This is a genomic window from Prescottella sp. R16 (assembly GCF_030656875.1).
GTDB lineage: Bacteria > Actinomycetota > Actinomycetes > Mycobacteriales > Mycobacteriaceae > Prescottella.
On sequence record NZ_CP130943.1, the window covers coordinates 468,237 to 494,368 of the forward strand.

The 26,132-nt window shown below is 69.3% G+C and carries 20 protein-coding genes; 9 read left to right on the plus strand and 11 right to left on the minus strand.

Annotated features, from left to right (window positions below):
- From Q5696_RS02155 to Q5696_RS02180, 6 genes are read left to right on the plus strand one after another with little or no spacing between them, the layout of a single operon-like run.
- Window positions 1-1,056, plus strand: coding sequence for an MCE family protein (locus tag Q5696_RS02155; protein WP_305093600.1), 1,056 nt, complete (start codon window positions 1-3; stop codon window positions 1,054-1,056).
- A complete protein-coding gene (locus Q5696_RS02160; RefSeq protein WP_305093601.1) occupies window positions 1,014-2,075 on the plus strand; it encodes an MCE family protein in 1,062 nt (353 codons plus the stop codon). Before Q5696_RS02155 ends, Q5696_RS02160 begins: the two co-directional genes overlap by 43 nt.
- Window positions 2,072-3,043 carry an MCE family protein gene (locus Q5696_RS02165; RefSeq protein ID WP_305093602.1) on the plus strand — a complete coding sequence of 324 codons (972 nt, stop codon included), beginning with the start codon at window positions 2,072-2,074 and terminating at the stop codon, window positions 3,041-3,043. The genes Q5696_RS02160 and Q5696_RS02165 overlap by 4 nt, the downstream gene beginning before the upstream one ends.
- Window positions 3,010-4,131 (plus strand): MCE family protein, encoded by a 1,122-nt coding sequence (locus Q5696_RS02170; RefSeq protein WP_305093603.1) that lies wholly within the window; start codon window positions 3,010-3,012, stop codon window positions 4,129-4,131. Before Q5696_RS02165 ends, Q5696_RS02170 begins: the two co-directional genes overlap by 34 nt.
- Window positions 4,128-5,126 (plus strand): MCE family protein, encoded by a 999-nt coding sequence (locus tag Q5696_RS02175; RefSeq protein ID WP_305093604.1) that lies wholly within the window; start codon window positions 4,128-4,130, stop codon window positions 5,124-5,126. Before Q5696_RS02170 ends, Q5696_RS02175 begins: the two co-directional genes overlap by 4 nt.
- Window positions 5,123-6,361, plus strand: coding sequence for an MlaD family protein (locus Q5696_RS02180; RefSeq protein WP_305093605.1), 1,239 nt, complete (start codon window positions 5,123-5,125; stop codon window positions 6,359-6,361). The genes Q5696_RS02175 and Q5696_RS02180 overlap by 4 nt, the downstream gene beginning before the upstream one ends.
- A 1,112-nt stretch (window positions 6,362-7,473) precedes the next feature.
- On the opposite strand, the gene Q5696_RS02185 is transcribed toward Q5696_RS02180, so the two are convergent.
- The 8 genes from Q5696_RS02185 to Q5696_RS02220 all read right to left on the minus strand — a co-directional run bounded on the left by Q5696_RS02185 (window position 7,474) and on the right by Q5696_RS02220 (window position 17,842).
- Window positions 7,474-7,920 (minus strand): carboxypeptidase-like regulatory domain-containing protein, encoded by a 447-nt coding sequence (locus Q5696_RS02185; RefSeq protein WP_305093606.1) that lies wholly within the window; start codon window positions 7,918-7,920, stop codon window positions 7,474-7,476.
- A gap of 524 nt (window positions 7,921-8,444) precedes the next feature.
- Window positions 8,445-9,158 carry a type 1 glutamine amidotransferase gene (locus tag Q5696_RS02190; RefSeq protein WP_305093607.1) on the minus strand — a complete coding sequence of 238 codons (714 nt, stop codon included), beginning with the start codon at window positions 9,156-9,158 and terminating at the stop codon, window positions 8,445-8,447.
- Window positions 9,151-10,401, minus strand: coding sequence for a Mur ligase family protein (locus Q5696_RS02195; RefSeq protein ID WP_305093608.1), 1,251 nt, complete (start codon window positions 10,399-10,401; stop codon window positions 9,151-9,153). The genes Q5696_RS02190 and Q5696_RS02195 overlap by 8 nt, the downstream gene beginning before the upstream one ends.
- A gap of 89 nt (window positions 10,402-10,490) precedes the next feature.
- Window positions 10,491-10,868: an SHOCT domain-containing protein gene (locus Q5696_RS02200; RefSeq protein WP_305093609.1), complete on the minus strand. Its 378-nt coding sequence runs from the start codon at window positions 10,866-10,868 to the stop codon at window positions 10,491-10,493.
- A gap of 166 nt (window positions 10,869-11,034) precedes the next feature.
- Window positions 11,035-11,802: a respiratory nitrate reductase subunit gamma gene (gene narI / locus Q5696_RS02205; protein ID WP_305093610.1), complete on the minus strand. Its 768-nt coding sequence runs from the start codon at window positions 11,800-11,802 to the stop codon at window positions 11,035-11,037.
- A 1-nt stretch (window position 11,803) separates the two neighbouring features.
- The gene (narJ, locus tag Q5696_RS02210; protein WP_305093611.1) at window positions 11,804-12,457 is read right to left on the minus strand and encodes a nitrate reductase molybdenum cofactor assembly chaperone; all 654 of its coding nucleotides are present in this window, start codon (window positions 12,455-12,457) and stop codon (window positions 11,804-11,806) included.
- The gene (gene narH, locus Q5696_RS02215) at window positions 12,454-14,109 is read right to left on the minus strand and encodes a nitrate reductase subunit beta (protein ID WP_305093612.1); all 1,656 of its coding nucleotides are present in this window, start codon (window positions 14,107-14,109) and stop codon (window positions 12,454-12,456) included. Before narH ends, narJ begins: the two co-directional genes overlap by 4 nt.
- Before the next feature lie 25 nt (window positions 14,110-14,134).
- Window positions 14,135-17,842: a nitrate reductase subunit alpha gene (locus Q5696_RS02220; protein WP_305093613.1), complete on the minus strand. Its 3,708-nt coding sequence runs from the start codon at window positions 17,840-17,842 to the stop codon at window positions 14,135-14,137.
- Window positions 17,843-17,911: 69 nt separating this feature from the next.
- Here Q5696_RS02220 and Q5696_RS02225 point away from each other — a divergent pair, with 69 nt between their 5' ends.
- On the plus strand, window positions 17,912-18,883 hold the full coding sequence (locus tag Q5696_RS02225) for a tellurite resistance/C4-dicarboxylate transporter family protein (protein WP_305093614.1): 972 nt from the start codon (window positions 17,912-17,914) through the stop codon (window positions 18,881-18,883).
- An 86-nt stretch (window positions 18,884-18,969) separates the two neighbouring features.
- Here Q5696_RS02225 and leuA read toward each other — a convergent pair whose 3' ends face one another.
- Window positions 18,970-20,778: a 2-isopropylmalate synthase gene (gene leuA / locus Q5696_RS02230; protein WP_305093615.1), complete on the minus strand. Its 1,809-nt coding sequence runs from the start codon at window positions 20,776-20,778 to the stop codon at window positions 18,970-18,972.
- Window positions 20,779-21,007: 229 nt separating this feature from the next.
- Between leuA and Q5696_RS02235 the strand changes: the two genes are divergently transcribed.
- Together Q5696_RS02235 and Q5696_RS02240 are read left to right on the plus strand one after the other, a co-directional pair.
- Window positions 21,008-21,364, plus strand: a complete 357-nt coding sequence (locus Q5696_RS02235; RefSeq protein ID WP_305093616.1) for a DUF8021 domain-containing protein — start codon at window positions 21,008-21,010, stop codon at window positions 21,362-21,364.
- 58 nt (window positions 21,365-21,422) lie between these two features.
- The gene (locus Q5696_RS02240; RefSeq protein ID WP_305093617.1) at window positions 21,423-23,123 is read left to right on the plus strand and encodes a SulP family inorganic anion transporter; all 1,701 of its coding nucleotides are present in this window, start codon (window positions 21,423-21,425) and stop codon (window positions 23,121-23,123) included.
- A 7-nt stretch (window positions 23,124-23,130) separates the two neighbouring features.
- On the opposite strand, the gene Q5696_RS02245 is transcribed toward Q5696_RS02240, so the two are convergent.
- A complete protein-coding gene (locus Q5696_RS02245) occupies window positions 23,131-23,364 on the minus strand; it encodes a DUF8691 family protein (RefSeq protein WP_305093618.1) in 234 nt (77 codons plus the stop codon).
- Window positions 23,365-23,472: 108 nt separating this feature from the next.
- Entirely contained in the window at window positions 23,473-25,992 is a 2,520-nt protein-coding gene (locus Q5696_RS02250) for a winged helix-turn-helix domain-containing protein (RefSeq protein ID WP_305093619.1), read from the minus strand.
- Window positions 25,993-26,132 lie beyond the last annotated feature (140 nt).

The window sequence follows — 26,132 nt, forward strand, 5'->3', positions numbered from 1 at the left end:
GTGCGCCGGCGCGGGACGAGTACCGCGGCGTTCGCGGTGCGCGGCGCGGTGGCGACCGTGGCCGCGGTCGCGGTGGGCACGCTGATGGTGCTGCACGGCACCGGCCGGCTGGACCGCGACCCGGAGGTGACGGTGGAGGTGCCGGCCGCGGTCGGGCTGATCACGGGGGAGGCGCCGGTCCGGTTCCACGGCGTGAACGTGGGCCGCATCGCCGGCATCGAGCCGGGGGTGGACGCGTCGCGGGCGCGGCTGCAGATCGACGCCCACGTGATCGGGCGGATCCCGGCGTCGGTGACGGCCCGGGTGCTGCCGCGAACCTTCTTCGGCGACATCTACGTTCAACTGTCCGGGACCCCGGACGGGACGGCTCTCGCCGACGGCGACGAGATCCGGATCGATGCCGGCCCCGACGCGGTGGCCCTGTACGACGTGTACACGCGGCTGGTGGACGTGCTGGACCGGATGCGGCCGCAGCAGATGCAGGTGGCGTTGTCGACGCTCGCGCACACCCTGGACGGGCGGGGTGCCACGATCGGCCGGACGGTCGACCGGTTGGCGGCGGCCGCCCCGACGCTGACCCCGGCGGTGCAGGGACTGCTGGACGCGGCCCCCGATTTCCGGACGGTGCTGCAGTCCCTCGACGCCGCCACCCCGGACGTGCTGGCGACGCTGGAGTCGGTGACAGGCCTGTCCCGCACCGTCGTCGACCGTGCGGACGACGTCACCGCCACGATCGGTACGGCCGCCGAATTCGCGCCCACGGTCGCCGATTTCGTGGGCGACAACCGGGACGAGCTGCTGACGGTGCTGGATGCGTCGGGGACGATCCTGGGGACGGCGGCCACGAATCCGGGTGGGCTCACCGCGACGCTGGAGGGGGCGCGCACGTTCGGGGCGGCGGGGGCGCGGGTGTTCGCGACGGGCCGGTTCGACATCGTCGCGGTGCCCACGTTCACCGATCCGCTGCCGTACACGTCGGCGGACTGCCCGAGTTACGGGACACTGCCGGGCGCGTGCGGACCCCGAGCCCCGGAACGACAGGGCCCGCAGCGGTGACGGCCCGCTGGTTGCCGCTGGTGAAGGTGGCGGCGTTCTGTGCGGTGGGGGTGGTGTGCGGGCTGCTGGTGGCGAACACGTTGTCGGTGCCGGTGCGGGGCGCCACGGACGGGTATGCGGCGGTGTTCACGGATGTGGAGGGCCTGCACGTGGGGAATCCGGTGACGTTGTCGGGGGTGCGGGTGGGGCGGGTGGCGGCGATCGAGGTGGCGGGCGCGGCGGACGGGACACGGACGGCGGTGGTGCGGTTCGAGGTGGCGTCGGCGCACCGGCTGGACGGTGAGGTGACGGCCGCGGTGCGGTATGCGGACATGCTGGGTGCCCGCTATCTGGCGCTCACTCCGCCGGCGGTACCGTCCGGGCGTCCGCTCGAGCCGGGCGCGACGATCCCGGTGGAGCGGACCACGCCGCCGGTGGATCTGACGGCGTTGATGAACGGGTTCGCGCCGCTGTTCGACGCCGTCGATCCGGGGCGGGTGAACACGCTGTCCCGGGCGTTCGTGGAGACGTTCGCGGGCCGGGGTGCGGCGGTGTCGACGTTGTTGGACGGGATCGCCACGCTCGGAACAGATCTCGTGGACCGGCGGGCGGTGTTCGAGGAGTTGACGGCGAACACGTCCGCACTGCTCGCGTCCCTCGACGATCGGCAGCCGCAGCTCGAGGAGTTGCTGGCGGGGCTGCGGCAGCTCACCGCGGCGACGGCGGGCAGCGATGCGGAGGTGGCGGCGGTTCTCGATCACGGGGATCGGGCGGTGGCGGCGCTGGCGGGCACCCTGTCCCGGTCGGAGGCGTCGATCGGCGGGGCGGTGACGGATGCGACGGCGGTGACCGGTGAGTGGATCGCGAACACGGATCCGTTCGAGCGGTTCCTGGCGGGGATGCCGCGGTTCGCGGACGGCGTCAACCGGATCAGCCGGTACGGCGGGTTCGTGAGCCTGTACCTGTGCACGTTCGTGGTGAAGGCCGGGGACGTGGAGGCGGATCTGTTCGGGTCGACGCATTCGGAGGTGTGCCGATGATGTCGCGGACGGCGTTGGGGGCGGTGGGGATCGCGGCACTGGTGCTGGGGTTGGCGGCGGCGATCGGGGTGCCCAAGGCGTGGTATCTGGCGCGGACGGCCCCGTACACGGCGGAGCTGGCGAACGCGAGCGGCCTGTCGGGTGGGGATCCGGTGCTGGTGGCGGGGGTGCCGTCGGGGCGGGTGGAGGGTGTCGAGCTGGCGGGGGATCGGGTGCGGGTGGCGTTCCGGTTGGACGACGGGCAGCCGCTGGGGAATCGGACGACGGCGTCGGTGCGGCTCGAGACGGTGTTGGGGAAACGCTATCTGGAGGTGGTGCCGGCCGGCCCGGTCGACGACGGTGCGGCAGTGATCCCGTTGGCGCGCACCACCGTTCCCTACAGTCTCGACGACGTGAGCCGGGACGTGACGGCGTCGGCGCAGCATCTCGACACGGCGTCGTTGGAGGCGATGATGCGGGCGCTGTCGGAGGTGCTGCCCGATCCGGGGCAGGCGGCGCGGGCGATCGCGGGGGTGAGCGGGGCGTCGGCGGCGGTCGCGGAGAACGGCGAACAGCTGGACCGGCTGTTGACGCTGTCCCGGTCGCTGTCGGATCTGGCGGTACGGCAGCAGGATTCGATTTCCGAGACGTTGGCGAACGCGCAGACGATCGTCGCGACGCTCACGGTCCGCAAGCAGGTGCTCACCCGGCTGGTGCAGAATCTGCGGACGGTGCTGGACAGCACGGCCCGCACCGTCACCGCCCACGAGGGCGAGTTCGCGGAGCTCACCGAGAACCTGGTGGCGGTGACGGACACGGTGCAGCGCAACGCCGACGACGTCGACGCGCTGCTGGCGCGGCTGCCGGCGGCGCTGCGGTCGGCCACCGACGCGACCGGCAACGGCACGTGGACGGATGTGACGGCGCCGGCCGCGGTGATCCCGGACAATGCGCTGTGCGCGCTCGGCGTGATGCAGGGCTGCCGGTGACGGGGCGGGCGCGGGTGGCGGCGGCCCTGGCGCTGGTGCTGGTGGTGGCGGCGGGCGGCTGGTTCGTGTTCGGCCGCACCGATTCGGCGCGGACGGTGGCGGTGGATTTCGCGTTCGCGAGCGGCCTGTATCCGGGGAGCCCGGTGACGGTGCTGGGGGTGCCGGTGGGGACGGTGACGGCGGTGGAGCCGTCGGACACGCATGTGCGGGTGACGGCGTCGGTGCGCGGGGACGTGGTGTTGCCGGCGGACGTGCAGGCGTATGTGCTGAATCCGTCGGTGATCAGCGATCGGCATCTCGAGTTCGGTCCCGCCTACACGGGTGGGCCGCGGCTCGGGGACGGGGCGGTGGTGCCGCTCGAACGCAGTCACGCGCCGATCGAGTTCGATGCGCTGCTGGGCAGTCTCGGCACCCTCACCGAGGCGCTCGGCCCGGGTGGGGGCGATGTGGGGGCGCTGTTGTCGCAGTCGGCGGCGGGGCTGGCCGGGCAGGGCGGGCCGGCGAATCGGGCGTTGCGGAATCTGGGTGCGGCGTCGGGTGTCGTCGGGGCCCGCAGCGGCGACGTCGAGGCGCTGGTCGGCAACCTGAACTCGCTGATGGTGGCGCTCGACGACCGGCAGGTGAGCATCGACACGCTGGTGACACAGTTGGGGGAGCTGGGGGACGCGTGGGCGGCGCAGGATCTCGACATCGCGGCACCGTTGCAGGATCTGCGGACGGTGTTCGACGCGATGGACCGGTTCGTCGCCGAGCACGGCGACGACGTGGGTGCGGTGGCCCGCAACCTGGAGGTGCTGGGCGGCACGCTGGCGGCGCGGCAGCCGGAGTTGGCGGAGTTCCTGGATCTGGTGCCGCTGCTGATGCAGAACCTGTCGCGGACGGTCGGCCCGGACGATCGGGGCCGGATCCGGTTGAACGTGTCGACGGCGCTCACCCAGTTCGCGGTGGCGCGGCCGTTGTGCGAGCGGTATCCGCTGCCGGTGTGCTCGGGGGTGGGGATCACCAATCCGGTCTCGTTCCCGATCAGCGCGTCGGACCCGTTGGGGTTGGCGACGCTGCTCTCCGGGGGCGCGGGGGCGGGCCGATGAGGGGCCGGCTGGTGGGGTGTGCGGTGGGGGCGGCGGTGTTGCTGACGGGCTGTTCGGCGGGCATCCAGGATCTTCCGGTGGGGCGGTCGGTGCCGGGTGAGAACTACACGGTGACACTGGAATTGGTGCGGGCGGACGGGCTGCTGGTGGGGGCGGACGTGCGGTCGGGGCAGCGGGTGATCGGACGGGTGGCGGGGTTGTCGACGGGGGAGTCGGGGGCGGCGGCGGAGCTGAGCCTGTCGGCGGCGGCGCCGATGCCGCGGGACGTGTCGGCGGCGGTGGAGTTGCCGTCGGCGCTGGGTAGCCCGTTCGTGCGGTTGCGGGCCCCGCAGGATCCGTCGCCGGTGCCGCTGGTGGACGGGGATGTGATCGCCGAGTCCCGCACCGAGGTCGGCCCGCAGCTCGAGAGTGCCCTCGCCACGCTCGGCACGGTGCTGACGGGCAGTGGTATCGACCAGCTGGCGACGGTGGTCGACGAGCTGAACGTGGCGTTCGCGGATCGGCCGCAGCAGGTGCGGGTGCTGCTCGATGCGTTGACGGCGCTCACCGGGACGGCCACCGGGCAGCGCACCGAGCTGAGGGCGTCGATCGACCTGGCGGCCGACGTGTCCCGGCAGCTGGCGGCGCGGCAGGAGGTGCTCGACGGGTTCCTCGACGTGGTGCCGGCGGCGACGACGGTGCTGGCGGGGCAGCGGGATCGGCTGGCGGCGCTGGCGGCGTCGACTGCCCGACTGACGGAGCACGCGGACGCGGTGCTGGCGGCGGGAGAGCTGGACGCGCTGGTGGAGGACGGGGCGACGGTGGTGGCGTCGTTGCGGTCGTTCAACGATCGGATCGGGGAGACGCTCACCGCGATGAACACGTTCACGGCGAATTTCGGTCGGGCCGTGAAGGGCGACTATCTGATGTTCGACGGCACTCTCGACGTTCCGGCGGGGTTGGAGACGTTGATGACGGGCGGGGTGCCGCTCGACGGCACGGGAGGTGGCCGGTGAGGCGGGTGGTGCTGGTGGAGTTGATCCTGTTCGCGGTGACGGCGGCGCTGGTGGTGCCGTTCGGGATCGCCTATGTGGCGGGGCCGCGGGCGTTCGGTGACCCGATCCGGGTGCATGCCGAGATGGTGGACGCGTTCGGGCTCACGGCGGGCACGAGTGTCACGTATCGGGGGGTGCAGGTGGGGCGGGTGGCGTCGGTGTTGTTGGCGGGCAACGGGTCCGGGGCGCGGGTGGAGGTGGAGTTGGATCCGGGGACGCGGATTCCGCGGGCGAGTGCGGCGACGGTGACGATGGGGACGGTGGCGGGCCTGCAGAACGTCGACATCGTCCCGGACCCGGACTCGGCGGTGGTCTCGGGTGGCGGCCCGTATCTGGGGGACGGGGACGAGGTGGCGGCGCCGGCGGAGCGGCAGCCGGTACAGATGGGTGAGGTGATGGGGGAGACGGCGCGGCTGCTGGCCGGGGTGGATCCGGGGGCGGTGGCGACGGTGGGCGACGAGGTGGGGGCGGCGCTGTCGGGGGTGGGCCCGGATCTGGCGCGGATGATCGACGACGGCGACCGGTTGTCGGCGGTGATAGAGCGGCAGGCGCCGACGTTGCGGTCGCTGGCGGAGCGCACGGTGTCGGTGGCGGGGTCGGCGGCCGGTGCTGCGGACGGGTTCGAGCGGTCGGTGGGGGCGGCGCGGACGGTGTCGGGGCAGTTGGGTGACGCGTCGGAGCTGGTGGAGCATCTGTTGGGGCGGTCGCCGGCGGCACTGGCCCGAACCCGCGCCCTGTTCGACGGGGAGGCGGGCACGTTCGGGGCGTTGTTGGCGGATCTGGCGTCGGTGACGCCGGTGGTGGCGGATCGGCGGGCGGCGGTGGCGGCGGGCCTGGTCGATATTCCGGTGGGGTTGGGGAAGTTGGAATCGATTGTTCGGGGGGATCGGGCGGAGTTCGCGTTGGTGGGGACGCAGGGGCCGGTGTGCGGGTACGACACGCCGCGCCGGACGGTGGGGGACATGACGCCGGTGACGCCGGATCTGACACTGTTCTGTCCGCCGGGGCCGGATGTGGCGCAACGTGGTTCGCGAACGGCACCAAGACCGAACGGGTTGGGGACGGGGCAGGCTACGACGCCGGGCACGGTGATCGGCCCTCCGATGGTGTCCGATCCGGTGTTGATCCCCACCGGTGTGGAGGCCCTGGATCAGTGGAATCGGCTGCTCGACGACCTCGAGCACAGGGGGCGGTAGTAGTCGGGGCGCCGGCGGTTCCGGGTCCGTCGACACCGCGCACGACGGAGGGCTCTTGCCGTGGCGCTCATGGACGCCGGGTTCTCGATCTCTGCGGCTGCGCTGCGCCCCTGATGTGTTCGGGTAACGGGCCGGCCACAGGTGAGGCCCGTCCGTCACAACTTGGGAAAGTGCAGCTCGAGGCCTTGCCGACGGTGGGGTGCGGGCGTAGTTTCGGTAGTGCGGATCGAACGAGTAGCCGGTCACGGTGAAAGACTCGAGAAGCAGAGATGCGGCCGAGGATGTGAAAGCATTCCCGGCCACACCCCTGTTCGGGGGGGCTGGCTATTGCGCCGCTTGGCTGCGCCCGGACCCGTGTTCTGCGCCGGGATTCATCGAACGATATCGATGTATGCATTGTGCGCGTCGCGAACACTGGATGCAGACGTGACTGCAGGGCATGTCGAGTTGCAACCAACTACGGCATGCCCTGCAGTGGATCGGGCGAGCTACAGGCTCTGGAGGCCGCCACCTTGAGATGACGCTGTGTAGATGCCCAGCATGATGACGTTGCCGAGGCCTTTGAACATGTCGAGTGATCCTGCGAAGTAGTTTCCGAGCATTCGTTGTCTCCTTACGAGAGTGCCTTCAGGAACGAGGGCAGTAGGTCGTTGCTGCCCGTGTAGTCGGCGCCGCCGAACCACGATCCGACTCCCAGCAGCACCAGATCCATCAAGAATTTTTTGATATCCATCGATTCTCTTTCTCTTTGATGGTGATATGTCAGACTCGGACGCCGAGCGACAGTGAGACTGCCTGGCCGAACAGCGCGGAGTAGAGGGTGGGGATCATCTGGGTGACGGTTTCACCGAGTGAGCTGGTCGCGTTCTGAATTGAGAGCATGAGGACTCCTTTTTCGATCGAATAGTTACGAGTATTCGTTCCCTGACATGGTGTTGAGCTGAGTCAAGGAGCCGCCGAGCACCGGCGCGAAGCCGACGACAAGTAGTCTGAGGGCTTTAAAGAAATCGACAGACATTCGAATTCCTATCGTGTTGGTTTTTGTGGAGATTTGGAGGACTGGCCACGTGTACCCCTCGATCGCTGATCGAGGGGTACACGTAGCAGTCAGATCACACGGTGCCGTTGAACCCGTTCGCGGACTGGGAGATCGGCGGGAAGATGCTCACGTAGATGTGGCTGAGGAAGTCACTCTCGTGGATGCCGTTCGTCTCCCAGGTTCCGAAGTTGCCTCCGGCCGCGTGCAGCTTGACGTAGCCGCCGCTCGTGACGGTACCGACCATGCCGGAGTTGCCCTGGAGGCAGTAGCCGCCGTTGGCGTTCGTCGTGGTCGACGCGATGGCTCCGGTGACCACCGTGTCGCTCGAGTCGTAGAGCTCACCGCTCACGGCCACGCCGGCAACGCCTGCTCCGGAGCTGTCGAGGACGTTGCCACACACCTGGTAGTCGGCCGTGGGCTTCTCCGGGGTGACCGCCTGGGCCACGCCCGTGCCGAGAGCGGTCAGGGCTGCGACGCTCGCGAAAACGCCGGCAACCGCCATCTTGTTCCGAACACTCATACAGATTCACCTCGTGATCGTGTAGGTCGACCCTCTGGATGTAGTGCCGTTACAGGGGTGGGTCATCGGATTTCCCCCGCGACACCTGGAACGCTATTACGGCTCGATCAACGCTGTTATCGATTTCGTAAATCTACCTATGGGTAACTTCTCGGGGTGGTCGCCGGCGAGGTGTTGATGATCTTTGTTGTGACGTTCGCAAGAGGGGGGAGGTGACGCTAAATTGTACTGCAGTACAATTTACTGGGAGCGGGGAGAATACCTTTCGATTGTTTGTTTGACTGACACACGTTCCTGCACGGTGCAGGGCTGCCGCGGTGCGAGGGTATCGACATCGACGATCGGCGACGGACCGCCTCCGAGGCCCGGATCGGGACTCGATCGCCACCTTCGCAGCCTTCGCAAAACACCCCGCCCGGCAGTGCGCCGGACGGGGTGTCCCAGTCGAAAAAATTTTTGCGAACCGGCCACGGAACCGGTCCTGGAAGGCTTCCGCGCACCCGATCCGGCGCGCCCAGCCGTGTCTACCGTGCCGCCAGCCGCTCCCGGCGCAGCAACTCCACCTCGGGCAGATCCAGCGCCGGCAGCCCGTCCACGCCGAGCGCGCGAGCCAACAACAGATCGGCCAGCTCCGGATTGCGGGCCAGGACCGGGCCGTGCAGATACGTGCCGATCACCGAACCCTGCGCCACCCCCTCCACGCCGTCACCCACACCGTTGCCGACGCCCCGCGTCACCCGGCCCACCGGTTTCGCGTCCGCCCCCAACGTGGTGCCGCCCCGATGGTTCTCGAACCCCGACAACGGCTGCGTCAACCCGCCGATCAGCGGCGACGTCACAATCTCCCCGATCGACCGGGACGCCTGCGGAGACGTCGTCGCATCCAGCATCGACACCCCCTCCACCCGCTCCCCGGACGACGTCTCGTACCAGTGCCCCAACACCTGGATCGCCGCGCAGATCGCCAACACCGGCGCACCCCGCTCCGCCGCCCGCTGCAACCCCGGGAACCGCGTCAGATGCCGGGTCGCCAACCGCTGCGCCGCATCCTCCGCCCCGCCGAGCGTGTACACGTCCAACGACTCCGGCACCGGATCGTTCAACGTCACCTCCACGATCTCCGCGTCATGGCCGCGCATCCGCAGCCGCTGCCGCAGCACCAGCGCATTCCCGCCGTCCCCGTACGTGCCCATCACATCGGGCAACACCAGACCGATACGGACCGTCGACTCAGACATCGCGGCTCTTCTCCTTCGCGATCGCCGTGTTCAAATCCCGGAACGCCGTGTAATTCGCCAGCACCTCCACCCGCCCCGGCGGGCACGCTGCGATCGCCCGCAACGGATCGTGCACCAACGTGTGCTCCACCCCCGCATACGTCAACCGCACCGCCAGATCCGTGCCCCGCTCACCCGCGGCCACCACCTGCACGCCCTCGAAATGCTCGAACCGCACATCCCACAACCACGACAGATCCTCGCCGTCCGGCACCTGCCCGTTCACCGCGATCACCAGACCGTCCACGCTGTGATCGATCATCGACAGCGCCTCCTGCCAGCCCGCCGGATTCTTCGCCAACAGCATCCGCACCGAATGCGCCCCCACCTGTACGGTGCTGTACCGGCCGGCGATCTCCCGCACCGTCGACGCGGCCCGCACCGCATCCCGCGGATCGGCGCCCAACGCCACCGCCGCCGCCACCGCCTGCGCCGCATTCCCCCGATTCGCCTTCCCCGGCAGCGACAACTCCAGCGGCAACACCAGCCCGTCCGGGCCGTGCAGGTTGTCGTCGTCCAGCCACCACTGCGGCGTCGGACGCGCGAAATCCGAGCCCGTGCTCCGCCAGTGCGGGCCCTCCCACACGATCGGCTCACCCGTCCGCGGGCAACTCACCGCATCATTGGCCCAACCGCCACCGGCGGCCACCCACACCACATTCTCGTGATCGAACGCCACCGACGTGATCAGCACGTCGTCACAGTTCGCCACCACGACCGCATCCGGATGCCGCGCCAACCCCTCCCGCAGCGTCCGCTCGATCTTGTTGATCTCCCCCACCCGATCCAACTGATCACGGCTCAAATTCAGCAATACGATCACCGCCGGATCCACCGCATCACACACGTGCGGCACATGCAGCTCGTCCACCTCCAGCGCCGCGAGGGGAGCATCGACCCGCGCCGACAGGGCCGCGACGATCCCGGCATCCATGTTCGCGCCGTCCGCCTGCGTCGCCACCTCGTCGAGCGTCGCCAACGCCGCCGCCGTCATCCGCGTCGTCGTCGACTTGCCGTTCGTGCCCGTGATCACGACCGTGCGCCGGCCCCGACCCAACTGCACCATCACCGACGGGTCGATCTTCAACGCGATCAGGCCACCGATCATCGAGCCCTTGCCGCGGCCCGCCTTCTGCGACGCCCACGCCGCCACCGCCGCCGCACGCAACGCCAGCCGGCCCCGCAGAGTCATCCGAGTGCTCATACCCACGAGGCGAGTTTTCCACAGGAGGAAAAGACGGTGCCGCGCCCCCGACCGGGGACGCGGCACCGTGCCGAACCGGAACACTCGGATCAGGCGAGGGCCTTCGCCTTGAGCGCATCGAACTCCGCCTGCGTGATCGTGCCCGCATCCAAGAGCGCCTTCGCATCCGCGATCTGCTCCGCACCCGACTTACCCGCCACCTGCCGGATGTACTGCTCCTGCGCGCTCTGCATCTCCGCCGCCGCCCGCACCGACCGCTTCGCCATCCCGTCACCACGCGCGATCAGATACACCAGCGCCGTCAAGAACGGGAGGATGATCAGGAACACCACCCAGATCGCCTTCACCCACCCCGACGTCTTGTGATCCCGGAACAGGTCCGTGATGATCGAGAACAACAACATCAGATACGCGACGAACGCGAAACTGACGAGAATCACCCAGAAGAAATCCCAGAACGAGTCCATCGGTAGAGCTCCAATCCGTGTCGATCGAGCAGATACCTGAACTGTGACACAGCAATCGGGGCGAGCGAGGGATTTCGGCGCGACCATCGAGACGGTGTCGGGGGCAGGCTCGGGTGCCTCGGGCGGCGATCCGGTTCACCTGCCGGAACACCCGTGCTTCGCGCAGTCAGCGCCGAACGTGACGGGGGCCGGTGGCGTCGGTGTCCCAGCCGCGGCGCTGCGGCTCCGAACCGAGCAACTGGTCGCGTCCGGCGACGTCGCGGCTGCGGTACACGATGTACGGGCGGAACAGATACGCGAACGGTGCGCTGAACGCGTGCACCAGCCGGGTGAACGGCCACAACGCGAACAACACCAACGCGATCGTCACATGGATGTGGAACGACAACGGGGCCCGTGCCATCGCCGCCCCGTCCGGCTGCAGAATCCAGATCGACCGGAACCACGGCGACACCGTCTCCCGATAATTGTGGGCCTCGTTGCCGTCGACCGCCCCGATCAGCGTCGTCGCCAACCCGGCCACGATCGCCGCCACCAACACCACATACATGACCTTGTCGTTGACGGTGGTGGCCGTGAACACCGGGCCCGTCGACCGCCGGCGGTACACCAGCAGCCAGATCCCCACCAGCGTCGCAGCCCCCGCGATCAGCCCCGGCACCGCCGCACCCCAGTGGTACACGTGCTCACTGATCCCGACCGCCTCCGTCCACGACTCCGGAATCACCAACCCGATGACATGCCCCAGGATCACCACCAGAATCCCGAAATGGAACAGTGGGCTCGCGACCCGCAGCAGCCGATTCTCGTACAGCTGCGACGACCGCGTCGTCCACCCGAACCTGTCGTACCGGTACCGCCACCACGTGCCGACGACCAGCACCGCCAACGTCACGTACGGGACGACGTCCCAATAGATTTCCGCGGCCGACATGTCAGTGCACTCCTTCGGTACGACGCGGCGGAACGGTCAACGTGAACGGCTGCAACCCCACCGACTCGGCCGGCGGCCCCGACATCGCCAGCCGCCGCGCCCGTTCCGCGTCCCGGTCCGTCGCCGCCGGCAGCGTCGACGCCACCGCCGCCAGCACCGCCGCGTACGGGGAGTCGAGCTCGGTGAGCCGCTGCGCCAGCAGGTCGATCGCCGGACGGTGCTCCGCCAGCAGTGCGCCGCCGGCCCGGGGGTCGACGGTGGCCGCGAACTCGAGCAGCACCGCCAGATGATCCGCCGACTCCCCGGCCGGCGGCTCCACCCCCGCCGCCCGGTAGACGTCCGCGAACCGCAGCATCGCCGCACCCCGATTCCGGGTGTCACCGTCCGTCCAATACGTCAACAGCAGCGTCGTCCTGCACCGCAGATCGAACGTGTCCACGTACGCGGTGGCCGCCTCGATCTCCGGCAGCGACCGCAACGCGCGCACAGGGGCCGCGAGCCCCGCCGTGTCCGGCAGGTGCGCCAGCAGCGACTCCACCGTGTCCAGCCGCTCCGACTGCCCGGCGTCCGGATACGCCAACAGCAGCGACGCGCACTGCCACACCACCCGATCCTGCTGTCGGGCACCGGAATCCGGTCGACGCCACCGCCTCATCGTCGGTCCCCGTCCGGGAACATGCCCTCCGGAACACCCTTGCCGTCCCAGTTCAGCAGATTCACCCGCGACGGCCGGGACGCGTTCGCGCCCATCGCCTCACCGGTCTGCCGCTGCCGCAGCGCATGGAACGTCTCCACCGCCACCGGAACCGGGCCGCCGCTCGACTCCCCGAACGGGCCCTGATCGTAGAGGCCGGGACCGCCGTCGAAATCGAGGGCACAATCGGTGACCGTCTCCTCGAGACCGTGCGCGTCGGCCGCATACGCCGACGGGATCACGTACCGCTCCTCGTACTTCGCGAGTGCCAGCAGCCGGTACATCGCATACACCTGCTCCTCGCTCATCCCCACCGCTGCCGGAATGTGCTCCTGCGGTTCACGCCCCAGATTGATGTCCCGCATGTACGAGCGCATCGCCGCCAGCTTCCGCAACACCCCCGACACCACCTCGGTGTCCCCGGCCGTGAACAACTCCGCCAGATACTCGATCGGGATCCGCAGGGACTCCAACGCCCCGAACAGGTTGCCCAGATCCTCGCCGTCGTGACCGTCGCGGCTCACCGCATCCACCACCGGCGACAGCGGCGGGATGTACCACACCATCGGCACCGTCCGGAACTCCGGATGCAGCGGCAACGCCACCCGGTAGTCCTTGATCAACGCGTGCACGGGGGAGCGCTGCGCCGCCTCGATCCACGTGTCCGGAATCCCCGACTGCCGGGCCGCTGCCACCACCTGCGGATCACACGGATCCAGGAACACGTCGAGTTGTGCTGCGTACAAATCCTTCTCGTCTGCGACGGACGCGGCCTCCGTGACCCTGTCGACGTCGTACAGCATCAACCCGATGTACCGCAGCCGGCCCACACACGTCTCCGCGCACACCGTCGGCAGCCCCACCTCCACCCGCGGATAGCAGAACGTGCACTTCTCGGCCTTGCCCGTCTTGTGGTTGAAATACACCTTCTTGTACGGGCATCCGGACACGCACATCCGCCAGCCGCGGCACTTGTCCTGGTCCACCAGCACGATGCCGTCCTCGCTGCGCTTGTACATCGCCCCCGACGGGCACGACGCCACACACGCCGGATTCAGGCAGTGCTCGCAGATCCGCGGCAGATAGAACATGAACGACTGCTCGAGCTCGTACTTCACCTGCGCACCGATCTTCTGCAGGATCGGATCGTCGGCCAGGATCTCCGGTGAACCACCCAGGTTGTCGTCCCAGTTGGCCGACCACTCCACCTTCATCGGCTCACCGGTGATGAGGCTCCGCGGCGGCGCCACCGGCATCTGATCACCCAGCGGTGCGCTGGTCAGATTCTCGTAGTCGTACGTCCACGGCTCGTAGTAGTCCTGGATCGACGGCAGCTTCGGATTCGAGAAGATCCGCGCCAGCTTCGCCAACCGGCCACCGTCCCGGAGCCGCAACCGACCCTTCCCGTCCCGCACCCAGCCGCCGCGCCACCTGTCCTGATCCTCGTACGTGCGCGGATACCCCTGCCCTGGACGGGTCTCCACATTGTTGAACCACACGTACTCGGTGCCGGACCGGTTGGTCCACGCCTGCTTGCACGTCACCGAACACGTGTGGCAGCCGATGCACTTGTCGAGATTCATCACCATCGCGAGCTGCGCCATGACCTTCATCGCTACCTCCCCGTCAGTAGGTCCTTCAGTAGGTCACCGACTGGCTCCGGCGGCGCACCACCGTCACCTCGTCCCGCTGGTTGCCGGTCGGACCCAGATAGTTGAACGCCCACGACGTCTGCGCGTACCCGCCCGCCAGATGCGTCGGCTTCACCAGCAGCCGCGTCAACGAATTGTGGATGCCGCCACGGTTACCCGTCGTCTCCGTCCGCGGCACGTCGATGGTGCGTTCCTGCGCGTGATGCACGTACACCACCCCGTCCGGCATCCGGTGGGACACGATCGCCCGGCACACCACCACCCCGTTGCGGTTGACGGCCTCCACCCAGTCGTTGTCGCGCACCGAGATCTTCGCCGCATCGTTCGGGCTCATCCACATCGTCGGCCCGCCCCGCGACAGCGACAGCATGAGCAGGTTGTCCTGGTACTCCGAGTGGATCGACCATTTGCTGTGCGGCGTCAGATACCGCACCGTGAGCCCGATCCCGTCCCGCAGGTCACCGACCTCCGGTTCGGCGAACAGCCGCGCCATGTCCAGCGGCGGACGGTAGATCGGCAGCTGCTCGCCCAGCTCCTCCATCCAGTCGTGGTCGAGGAAGAAGTGCATCCGCCCGGTGAGCGTGTGGAACGGTTTGAGCTGCTCGATGTTCACCGTGAACGGTGCGTACCGTCGGCCCCCGGTCTCGCTGCCCGACCACTCCGGGCTCGTGATCACCGGCACCGGGCGGGCCTGCGTGTCCGCGAACGTGATCCGACGCTCCTCGCTGCCCTCCGCCAGATGCACCAGCGGCTGCCCGGTGCGCTGCTCGAGCTGCCGGAACCCCTGCACCGCCAGCCGCCCGTTCGACGTCCCCGACAGCCGCAGCACCGCCTCGCACATCTTCTCCGCGGTATCCAGCGCCGGACGGCCCGCCGCCGCACCGGAACTCATCACCCCGTGCTTCGCGCCGAGCTCCGCGACCTCCTCGTCCGGGTGATACGTGACGCCCTTCGTGACCAGACCCGCCTTCTCCACCAGCGGACCCAGCGCCGCCCACTTCTCGGCGATCGCCCCGTAGTCGCGTTCGACGACGATCAGCGGCCCCATCGTCTTCCCCGGCACCGGAACCTCGCCGGTGGACCGCCAATCCGATTCGGTGCCACCGGGATACGCCATCGCCCCCGGAGTGTCGTGCTGCAGCGTGCCCAGCACCACGTCGGTGCGGGTCCCCAGATGGGTGCGCGCCAACGCCGAGAACGTGCGGGCGATCGCCCCGAACGCCTCGAAATCCGACTTCGTCTCCCACGGCGGATCGATCGCCGCCGAGAACGCGTGGATGTACGGATGCATGTCGGTGCTCGACAGATCCGGCTTCTCGTACCACGTCGCCGCCGGCAACACCACGTCCGACAGCAGCGTCGTCGACGTCATCCGGAAGTCGATCGACATCACCATGTCCAGCTTGCCCTCCGGGATGTCGTCCGACCAGGCGACGTCGTTCGGGCGCAACTCGGGACGCGTCGGCTCCGCCTGCAGATTCGACGTCGTCCCCAGCAGATGCTTCAGGAAGTACTCGTTGCCCTTGCTCGACGACCCCAGCAGGTTCGCCCGCCAGATGCTCAGCACCCGCGGCCAGTTCCGCGGATCGTCCGGGTCGGTGACCGCCAGTTTCAGTGCACCCGACGCCAACTGCTCCGCGACGTGCGACGCCACGTCCCTGCCCGCGGCGACCGCCTCGTCGGCCACGTCCAGGCTCGAGCGGTCGAACTGCGGATAGAACGGCGTCCAGCCCATCGCGACCGCCGACGCCGTCACATCCATTGTGTGCTTGCCCGCGAACCGGCCGCGCCCGGTGGGGCTGGCCAGCGCGTCCGCCCGGTAGCCGTCGTACCGCCACTGGTCGGTGTGCGCGTACCAGTAGGTGGTGCCCGCCATCTGCCGCGGCGGCCGACTCCAGTCGGTGCCCATCGCCACCGTCGCCCACCCCGTCACCGGCCGGCACTTCTCCTGACCCACATAGTGCGCCCAGCCGCCGCCGTTGCGGCCCATCGACCCGGTGAGCAGCAGCAGCGACAGGATCGCCCGATAGGTGGCGTCGCCGTGGAACCACTGGCAGATCCCGGCACCCATGATGATCATCGACCGCCCACCGGATTCGACGGCGTTGACGGCGAACTCGCGGGCGACCCGGATCACCTGCGCCGCCGACACCCCGGTGATCGGCTCCTGCCACGCCGGAGTGTTGGGGGAGGAGGCGTCGTCGTAACCGGTGGGCCACTGCCCCGGAAGACCCGGACGCGCCACCCCGTACTGCGCGAGCATCAGATCGAACACCGTGCACACCCGGTGCCCGGCGATCGTCCGCACCGGCACCCCCCGCTCCATCGTCTCCCCGTGACCGTCGACGGTGTCGAACCGCGGAAGCGTCACCACCGCAGCCTCGTTCGCGCCGTCACGCAGCACGGTCAGGGCGGGCACCAGATCACCCAGATCCAGATTCCACTGCCCGACGCCCTCGTCGCCGAACCGGTGCCCGAGCGACCCGTTCGGCACCGCCGGAGCATCGGTGACACCGTCGAGTATCACCGGCTTGAACGCCGCGTTCTCCGTCTCGACCCCGAGATCTGCTGCCGTGAGTGTCTTTCCCGGCACCAGCCGGCCGTCACGCTCCTCGAGTTTCACCAGCGTCGGCAGATCGGTGTACCGGCGCACGTAGTCGACGAAGAACGGCTCGCGTCGCCGCACGAAGAACTCGTCGAGGATCACGTGACCCATCGCCATCGCCATCGCCCCGTCGGTGCCGGCCGCACACGGCATCCACTCGTCCGCGAACTTGGTGTTGTCCGCGAAATCGGGGCTCACCGTCACCACCTTCGTGCCCCGATACCGCACCTCCGCCATCCAGTGCGCGTCCGGGGTGCGGGTGACCGGCACGTTCGACCCCCACATCAGCAGGTACGACGCATCCCACCAGTCACCCGACTCGGGAACATCGGTCTGGTCCCCGAACACCTGCGGCGACGCCACCGGCAGATCGGCGTACCAGTCGTAGAACGACGTCATCACCCCGCCCAGCAGCTCCACGAACCGTGACCCCGCCGCGAACGACACCATCGACATCGCCGGAATCGGGGAGAACCCGGCCACCCGGTCCGGCCCGTACTCCTTGATCGTGTGCACGTGCGCGGCCGCGATCATCTCGGTGGCCTCGTCCCAGCCCACCCGCACCAGACCGCCCTTGCCGCGGGCCCGCTGATAGCGTCGGCGCCGCTCCGGATCGGCCTGGATGTCGGCCCACGCCAGCACCGGATCACCGAGCCGCTGCTTCGCCTCCCGGAACATCTCCACCAGCACACCACGCGCATACGGGTAGCGAACCCTGGTGGGGGAGTAGGTGTACCACGAGAACGCCGCCCCCCGTGGGCACCCCCGCGGCTCGTACTCCGGACGATCCGGACCCACCGACGGATAGTCCGTCTCCTGCGTCTCCCACGTGATGATCCCGTCCTTGACGTAGATCTTCCACGAACACGACCCCGTGCAGTTCACCCCGTGCGTCGACCGCACCACCTTGTCGTGACTCCACCGGTCCCGATAGAAGACGTCGCCCTCCCGGCCACCCTCCCGGGACACGGTCCGCAGATCGTCGGAGAACGATCCGGGCGTGAAGAACCGGCCCGCACCGAGCAGTGCGGTACCGAGTGGGCCCTCGATCGAGGCGGGAGCGGAACGAGCGGACTTCTCACGCGACATGGCAGCCTCCTACCATCGAGGATGGCGTATCGTCCGCGAGTGTGCAGTGCGAATGGTCATGATGATCTGATGCCCGAGAACCGGAGTGCGCGAACAGGAGCCGGACGCGTCCTGTCCGTCATCCCGCCCGGCGCCGGTGCCGCCGCGATGTCCACCGGCATCGTCTCCGTCGCCCTGCACCTCGCCGGCATCGAATGGTTCTCGCTGTGCTGGCTCGTCGTCGACGCCGCCATCTGGACCCTGCTGGTCGTCGTGTTCGTGTCCCGACTGTTCGACGACCGCGCCCGCTGGGTGGGGGAAGCGGACACCCCGCCCGCCCTCACCGGTGTCGCCGCCACCTGCGTGCTCGGCACCCGCTGCGTCCTCCTCGGCTGGACGACCGTCGGCTGGGCACTGCTCGGGATCGCGCTGATCGCATGGCTCGCCCTCATGCGCAGCGTGCTGCGGCACTGGACCACCCCCACCGTCGGCGTCCACTTCCTGGTGTGCGTCGCCACCCAGGGCCTCGCCGTCCTCGCCGCCACCCTCGCCGTCGCCACGTCCACGTACTGGCTCGTCGTGCCCGCGCTCGCCGCGTTCGGCCTCGGCCTGATCTTCTACGTCGCCGTGCTGGTCAACTTCTCCTACAACCAGTTCCGCATCGGCGCCGGCGACCAGTGGGTGTTCGCGGGCGCCCTCGCGATCAGTGCCCTCGCCGCCGGGAAACTCGCCCCCGCCGTCGCCGCCGCCGGCTGGCCCGAGGAACTGCACACCACACTCCAGGTGGCCGGCGTCGTCATCGTGTCCCTCGTCCTCGCCGGCTACGCCGGGCTCGTCGCCTCCGAAATCCGATGGCCACGCCTGCAATTCGACATCCGGCGCTGGTCCACCGCATTCCCCATGGGCATGACGGCGGCCGCCTCCCTCACCGTCGCAGTCTCGTCCGACGTCGGCCGGCTCCGCCCCGTCGGCCTCGTCCTCGTCTGGCCCGCCGTCGCCATCTGCCTCGTCCTGCTATACGCGTCCGGGCGCCGCCTCGTGCGGGCGATGATTCCGGCCTGAGCGCACACAAACGCGGAGGAGGGGCCGCGCACTCCGTCACCGGAAGTGCGCGGCCCCTCCCCGGGGCGGATGTGGTGCAGCCGAACTCAGTGCGCCCGGTTGACCGCCGACACGACGGCGCGCAGCGACGCGACGGTGATGGAGGTGGCGATACCGACACCCCACACGACCTTGCTGGTGCCGTCGGGCAGGGTCACCGCGGCCTCGACGTAGGCGGCGGCCTGCGCGTCGTCGCCGGCGGACATGGCGTGCTCGCTGTAGTCCAGGACGCGGACGTCGAAGCCGACGGTGTCGAGGGCGTCGACGAACGCGGCCAGCGGGCCGTTGCCGGTGCCGGAGATCTCCTGCTCGGCGCCGTTCACCTTGACCACCGCGGTGATGGCGTCGGTGCCGTTGTCCTCCTCGGACGCGGTGACCTTCTGCCGGACCCGCTCGAGCGGGCTGACCGGGGCCAGGTACTCCTCGGAGAAGACGTCCCACATCTCCTTCGGGGACACCTCGCCGCCCTCACCGTCGGTGATCTTCTGGACGGTCTGCGAGAACTCGATCTGCAGGCGGCGCGGCAGCGCCAGGCCGTGGTCGGCCTTCATGATGTAGGCGACGCCGCCCTTGCCGGACTGCGAGTTGACGCGGATGACGGCCTCGTAGGTGCGGCCCACGTCCTTCGGGTCGATCGGCAGGTACGGCACCTCCCACACGATGTCGTCGACATCGGCGCTCTGCTGGTCGGCGACGACCTTCATCGCGTCCAGGCCCTTGTTGATCGCGTCCTGGTGGCTGCCGGAGAACGCCGTGTACACCAGGTCGCCGCCGTACGGGTGACGCTCGTGGACGGGCAGCTGGTTGCAGTACTCGACGGTGCGGCGGATCTCGTCGATGTTGGAGAAGTCGATCTGCGGGTCGACGCCGCGGGTGAACATGTTCAGGCCCAGCGTCACCAGGCACACGTTGCCGGTGCGCTCGCCGTTGCCGAACAGGCAGCCCTCGATACGGTCGGCGCCCGCCTGGTAGCCCAGCTCGGCGGCCGCGACACCGGTGCCGCGGTCGTTGTGCGGGTGCAGCGACAGGATGATCGAGTCACGCTTGGCCAGGTTGCGGTGCATCCACTCGATCGAGTCGGCATACACGTTGGGGGTGGCCATCTCGACGGTGGCCGGCAGGTTGATGATCACCGGGTTCTCGGGGGTGCCGCCCAGGGTGTCGACGACCGCGTCGCACACCTCCTTGGCGTACGACAGCTCGGTGCCGGTGTACGACTCCGGCGAGTACTCCCAGCGCCAGTTGGTGTCGGGGTGCTTCTGCGCTTCCTCGATCACCAGCTCGGCGGCGTCGGTGGCGATCTTCTTGATGGCGTCCTTGTCGGCGCGGAACACCACCCGGCGCTGCAGGATCGACGTCGAGTTGTAGAAGTGCACGATCACGTTCTTCGCGCCGTCGCACGCCTCGAAGGTGCGCTTGATCAGTTCGGGCCGCGACTGCGTCAGCACCTGGATGGTGACGTCGTCGGGGATCGCGCCGTCCTCGATGATCTCGCGGACGAAATCGAAGTCCGTCTGGCTCGCGGACGGGAAACCGACCTCGATCTCCTTGTAGCCCATGCGGACCAGCAGTTCGAACATGCGGCGCTTGCGGGCCGGGCTCATCGGGTCGATCAGCGCCTGGTTGCCGTCGCGCAGGTCCACGGCACACCACTGCGGGGCGCGCTCGATGACCTTGTCGGGCCACGTGCGGTCCGGCAGCGACACCTGCTCGACCTCTTCACCGAACGAGCGGTACCGGAACGTCGGCATCGACGAATCCTTCTGCGTGTTCCAGGAGGGCTGATCGGCGGGTGCCGGCTTCGACGGCGGCGTGATGGTGCGAGATCCGGAAGTGAAAGCGTCGGCAGGGGACATGGGAATCGATCTCCAGGTTCGAATGTGGACTATGACGAGTCCGACAGCGAGGCGACCGGCGCACGAGCAAAGCCCGCGGCGGGTGGCCAGTCTGGATCAGACCCCGCCGCGGCACCGAAGAAGGAGTGCACGCTGCATACCGGGCACTCTACCCCCGGGCCCCGTCGAGGGTGGGAAAGTGGGGCGGAAAACAAGCCCTCGGGTGGGTGCGGCATGGTCTTCTGGTGGCATGAATCCACAGCTCGACGCCGCCCGCGCGTACGTTGCCGCCCTGCTCAGCCACGACGGCCACTCCGTCCCGTACGCGCCCGACGCGGTCCGCTACGAGCTGGGCGTCAAGACGGGACGGTCCGGCAACCATCTGCGCCGCAGCCTGTCGCGCGGCCCCCAGTTCCGGGTGATCCGCGCGATCCGCGACGAGCAGTACCGCGTCGACGGTGACCGGGTGATCGCCGACTACGTGATCGACTCCGGGCTGTTCGGTCGGACCCTCGTCACCGCGCGTGTCCACGAGACGTTCCTGATCCCGGCCGACGATCCGCGTATCCACCGTATCGACGCGAACATTCGCCTGGTCAGACGTTAGGGGACTTCATCCGTGGCGTGTGAGGACACCGCCGACGGAGCCGTCGAGACTTGCGCGCATGGTCGACGTGCGAGGTGGACTGCGGCGCTGGGCCCGATCGCGGCTCCCGCCGCGAGCATCGCTGAAAGCTGACCTCGTCGCCGGGATCCCCGGCGCGATCAGCAGCGTCCCCGACGGCATGGCCTCCGGTGTCCTCGCCGGCGTCAACCCCGTCCACGGCCTGTACGCGAGCTTCGCGGGCCCCCTGTTCGGTGGCATGCAGACCAGCACGAAACTCATGGTCGTCACCACCACCAGTGCCGCAGCACTGGCCGCGGGGTCGGCGATCGAGGACGTCCCCGACGCCGACAGGTCTGCGGCACTGATCCTGCTCACCCTCGTCGCCGGGCTCGTCATGATCGCGGCGGCCCTGCTGAAACTCGGCCGCTACACGAGATTCGTGTCGCACTCGGTGATGACCGGGTTCCTCACCGGCATCGCCGTCAACATCGTGCTCGGCCAGTTCGCCGACCTCACCGGCGCCGATGCCCACGGCTCGATTGCGCTCACCACGTTCGTCGGCGCCGTCACCCACCCGTCGGACATGGACTGGCACGCCGTCGTCACGGGCGGAACCGCGCTGCTGCTGATCGTGGTGCTGGCCCGCACCCGGCTGGCCCTGGTCGGGTCGCTCGTCGCGCTGATCGTGCCGAGCGTGATCGTGATCGGTTTCGGCTGGGACTCCGTCGCACGAGTGTCCGACGTGGGCTCGATCCCCACCGGTATCCCCCTGCCCGCACTGCCCGATCTCACCCTGCTCACCCCCGAACTGGCCGGCGGCGCGGTCGCGGTCGCGGTGATCGTGCTGGTACAGGGCGCCGGTGTCGCCGAGGCCGCACCCAACCGGGACGGGAGCCGCGCCGACGCCGACGTCGACTTCTCCGCGCAGGGCGTCGGCAATCTCGCATCGGGCCTGTTCGGGGGCATGCCGGTCGGTGGATCGGTGGGGCAGACCGCCCTCAACGAGACCGCGGGGGCACGCTCCCGCTGGGGTGCGATCTGGTCCGGGATCTGGATGGTGGCCGTCCTGGTGGCGTTCTCCGGTCTCGTCGGCAAGGTGCCGATGCCGACCCTCGCGGCCGTGCTGGTGTTCGCGGCCGCCGGGTCGATCCGCCCGGGTCGGATCCGGACGATCCTGCAGAGCGGGCCGACATCGCAGATCGCCCTCGTCACGACGTTCGTGGCCACCCTGCTGCTCCCGGTGACCGCCGCAGTGGGGATCGGAGTGGCGCTGTCGCTGCTGCTGCAACTCAACCAGGAGGCGGTCGACCTCTCGGTCGTCGAGCTCGTGCCGGGCGAGGACGGTTCGCTGCGGGAACAGCCCGCCCCACGCACCCTCGCGGACGGACAGATCGCGGTACTCGACGTGTACGGCAGCCTCTTCTACGCCGGCGCCCGCACCCTCCAGGCCCGGCTGCCCGACCCGTCCGAGGCCGCGCACCCCGAGGTGATCCTGCGTCTGCGGGGGCGGATCACGTTCGGCGCCACGTTCTTCAGTGTCGTCCGGGACTATGCGCGACGCCTCGACGCCGTCGGGGGACGGCTGTATCTCAGTGGGGTGAGCGAGGCGGCTGCCGGCTACTGGGACGACGAACGCCTGGCGGCGCAGGGCATCGCACTCGAGATCTACCCGGCCACCGACACCGTCGGCGAATCGACGGTCCGGGCGTTCTCGGCCGCCGAGCATCGTCTGGTGCGGTTGGTCGAACGCCCCGAGTGACAGCGAATCAGTCGGGGAGCCTGCGCATCTCGACGACCGTCAACCCGAGGGCGTCGAACCGGGCGAGCATGCCGCGCAGCTCCGTGGGCGTGCGCACCGGTCCGTACAACGTCGTGTACGCGGGAACGGTGTCCGACACCTGCAGCTCGGGGAACGCGGCCAGCGCCCGCTCGGACAGTTCGCCGCCGACGAGGAACGCGTACCGCACGTGCGCCGACCAGCTCGGCTCGGTCTCGGCCATCACGGCTCCCTCGACAGTTCGGGTACGGACTGCGGGCCCCGCACCCGCCCTTCGAGGATGTCCCGGCGGAAGCGAGGGCACCTCACCCGTCGATGGTGAAACCGATACTCAGAGAAGACCGCTGCTCTGTGCTGCGAGCACGGCCTCACGCCGGGTCGACACCCCCAGCTTGCGGTAGATCCCGCGCAGGTGCGTCTTGACGGTGTTGATCGACACGCACAGGTCGGATGCGATCTCCTCGGCCGTACGCCACGTGGGAAGTTCCGCGAGCAGTTCGAGTTCGCGCCGGGTCAGGTTCTCCGCTGTCGTGGCCGGCACCCGCGGTAGGGAATCCCGAACCGATCCGGCGAACGCGTCGAGCGAACCGAAACGACCGGCACTGGCGGACAGCAGTTCTCGTGTCGACTGCGTCAGGTCGTGGAAGGGGCGGAGGATCTGCTCGGGCTCCGCGGCCCGCAGCGCCTCCGCCAGCGAATCGTGGGCGCGCGAGTCGTGACCGCGGCGGCGCGCGATCTCGGCGTCCACCAGCCACGCCGTGACGAGACTGGTGGCGGCCGCGCACCCGAGGTCGCCGTCCAGGACCGGCCGCAGCACCGTCCGGGCACGGTCGAGATGCCCCGCCCCCAGACACAGGATCGCCTCGAGGAGCACGGTGTCACCGGTCCGCCCCAGGAGCGCCGTCGCCGAATCCGCCCACTCGCGGCCCCACGTCGTCTCACCGACGTGCAGGTAGGCGAACAGTGTGGACGGCAGCGTGACCGCGACGAGCCCGGGTGGACGGGCCGGCTGCGGTGCGGTGGACGCGATCGAATGCAACGCCGTCACCGCGGCCCGCCGGTTCTCGGCCACGTCGATCCGGTAGAGGGCCGCCGCGAACGTGCTCTCCCACGCCGACGGGTCGCCCGGGCCGTGCACCGTGTCGATCGACGCCGACGCCATCTCGACGGCCCGGGACAGATCGTTGCGCAGATAGCTGCCGAGCGCGTCGGCCAGCGCGGCACGGCGATCGTCTTCCGGGACACGCTGATCCGACGCCGTCTCACCGGCCGCGGTCACGCAGGCATGGGCCGCGGTGAGCTCGCCCCGGCACAGGTGCAGCACCGCCTGCTCGACCAGCGCCCGACGTTCGGTGCCGACGGAGCCGCCGGCGCGGGCGCACGCCAGAGCGTGCCGCAGATTCTTCTCCGCATGATCGAGCAACCCGAGTTGCAGTCGAGCGCGACCACGCTGCAGCGACCGGTACGACGCCAACGTCGGATCACCCGAGAGCCGGATCGTCGCATCCTGCTCCAGCGCCGCCGGCACCTGACCGTGGTCGACCGCGAGGTGGAGTCGGACGGCACTCGCGAACGCCTCGGTGTACCCGCCGCCGGCCTCCGGTGTCGTGCCGGAGGGAACGTCGTCGAGTAGTTCGGCCGCCATCGGTGCGGTCCCGGCGTGCAGGTGGGCGGCGGAGCGCACGATCCGGGTGATCGGCTGCTCGCGGACCGTGGCCGACGCGCCCGCGAGCAGCCGCTCGACGGCGGCCGCATGCCCGTCCAGGACCAGCGCGAGCCCGGACTCCTGCAGGACGAACGTGACGTCCGCGGCATCGTCCGCGGCGACGGCATGCTCGAGCGACAGCAGGGCCTCGCCGAACTGCGCATACCAGCGCGCCGCGACGTGCTCGAGTTCGGTGACCGCGTCGCGGCCGAGGCGGCCGATCTCCGCCCGCAGATAGCTGCGCAGCAGCGGGTGGTACCGGAACCGGGTGGGGGAGCCCTCGATCCGTCCGATCAGGAAATTTCGATGCTCGAGTTGCTCGACGATCGTGTGCGCGTCGGTGTCGCCCGTCAACTGTTCCGCGAGACCGACCGTGAACGTGGCCGGTACCGACGTCTTCACCAGGAAGTCCCGGGTGCGGACGGGGAGGTCGTCCAGCAGCTGCTCGATGAGATAGTCGGCGACGGCCCGGCGGCACCCGGTGAACTCCTCGATCAGCCGCGCCGGATCCGGGTGGTTCTCCAGGGACATCCCGGCGAGCCGCAGGCCGGCGGCCCAGCCTTCGGTACGGGACATCAACGCCGACAGATCGTCCGCCGCGAGCCGGACGTCGTGCTCGGCCAGCAGGATCTCCGCCTCGTCGGACGTGAACGCCAGATCGTCGAACGTGACGTCGACGATGCGACCGTCGAGCCGGAGTTTCTGCAGTGCGAGAGGTGGTTCGAACCTGCCGCACACCACGATTCGAACATTTCTCGGGGCAGTGCGGATGAGGGTCTCGAGCTCCGACAGCGCGTCCGGGTGTTGCAGGTGGTGGGCATCGTCGAGGACGATCCACACCCGGCCCCCGGCACCGGCCAGCAGTTCGGCCGGGCTCTGCACGGATTCCGGGAACTGTTGGGGACCACCGTGTTCTGTTCCCTCCAAGGAGCGGGCGATCAGCCCGCCCAGCGGACGCGGATCGGTAGCGTCACCGACGGTCACCCACACGACCACCGACTGCTCCGACACGGTCCGCGCCCAGTCCGCCAGCAGCGTCGTCTTCCCCGATCCGGCCGGCGCGCACACGAGCGCGATGGGTGGCGGGTCGGACGAATTGTCCAGCGCCCCATCCAGGACGGCCGCAAGCCGCCGCCTCGGCACCACCCGATCGCAGCGTAACGCCGGAATGCCGGTGTTCGTAGTACTTTCCGAGTATTCGACGATGGACACCCGACATGCCTCCCCGTGCTGCGAGTAATCGTCGCCCGGTCCCGAACCGGGCGAGCCGCCTGCCGCGTGGGAAA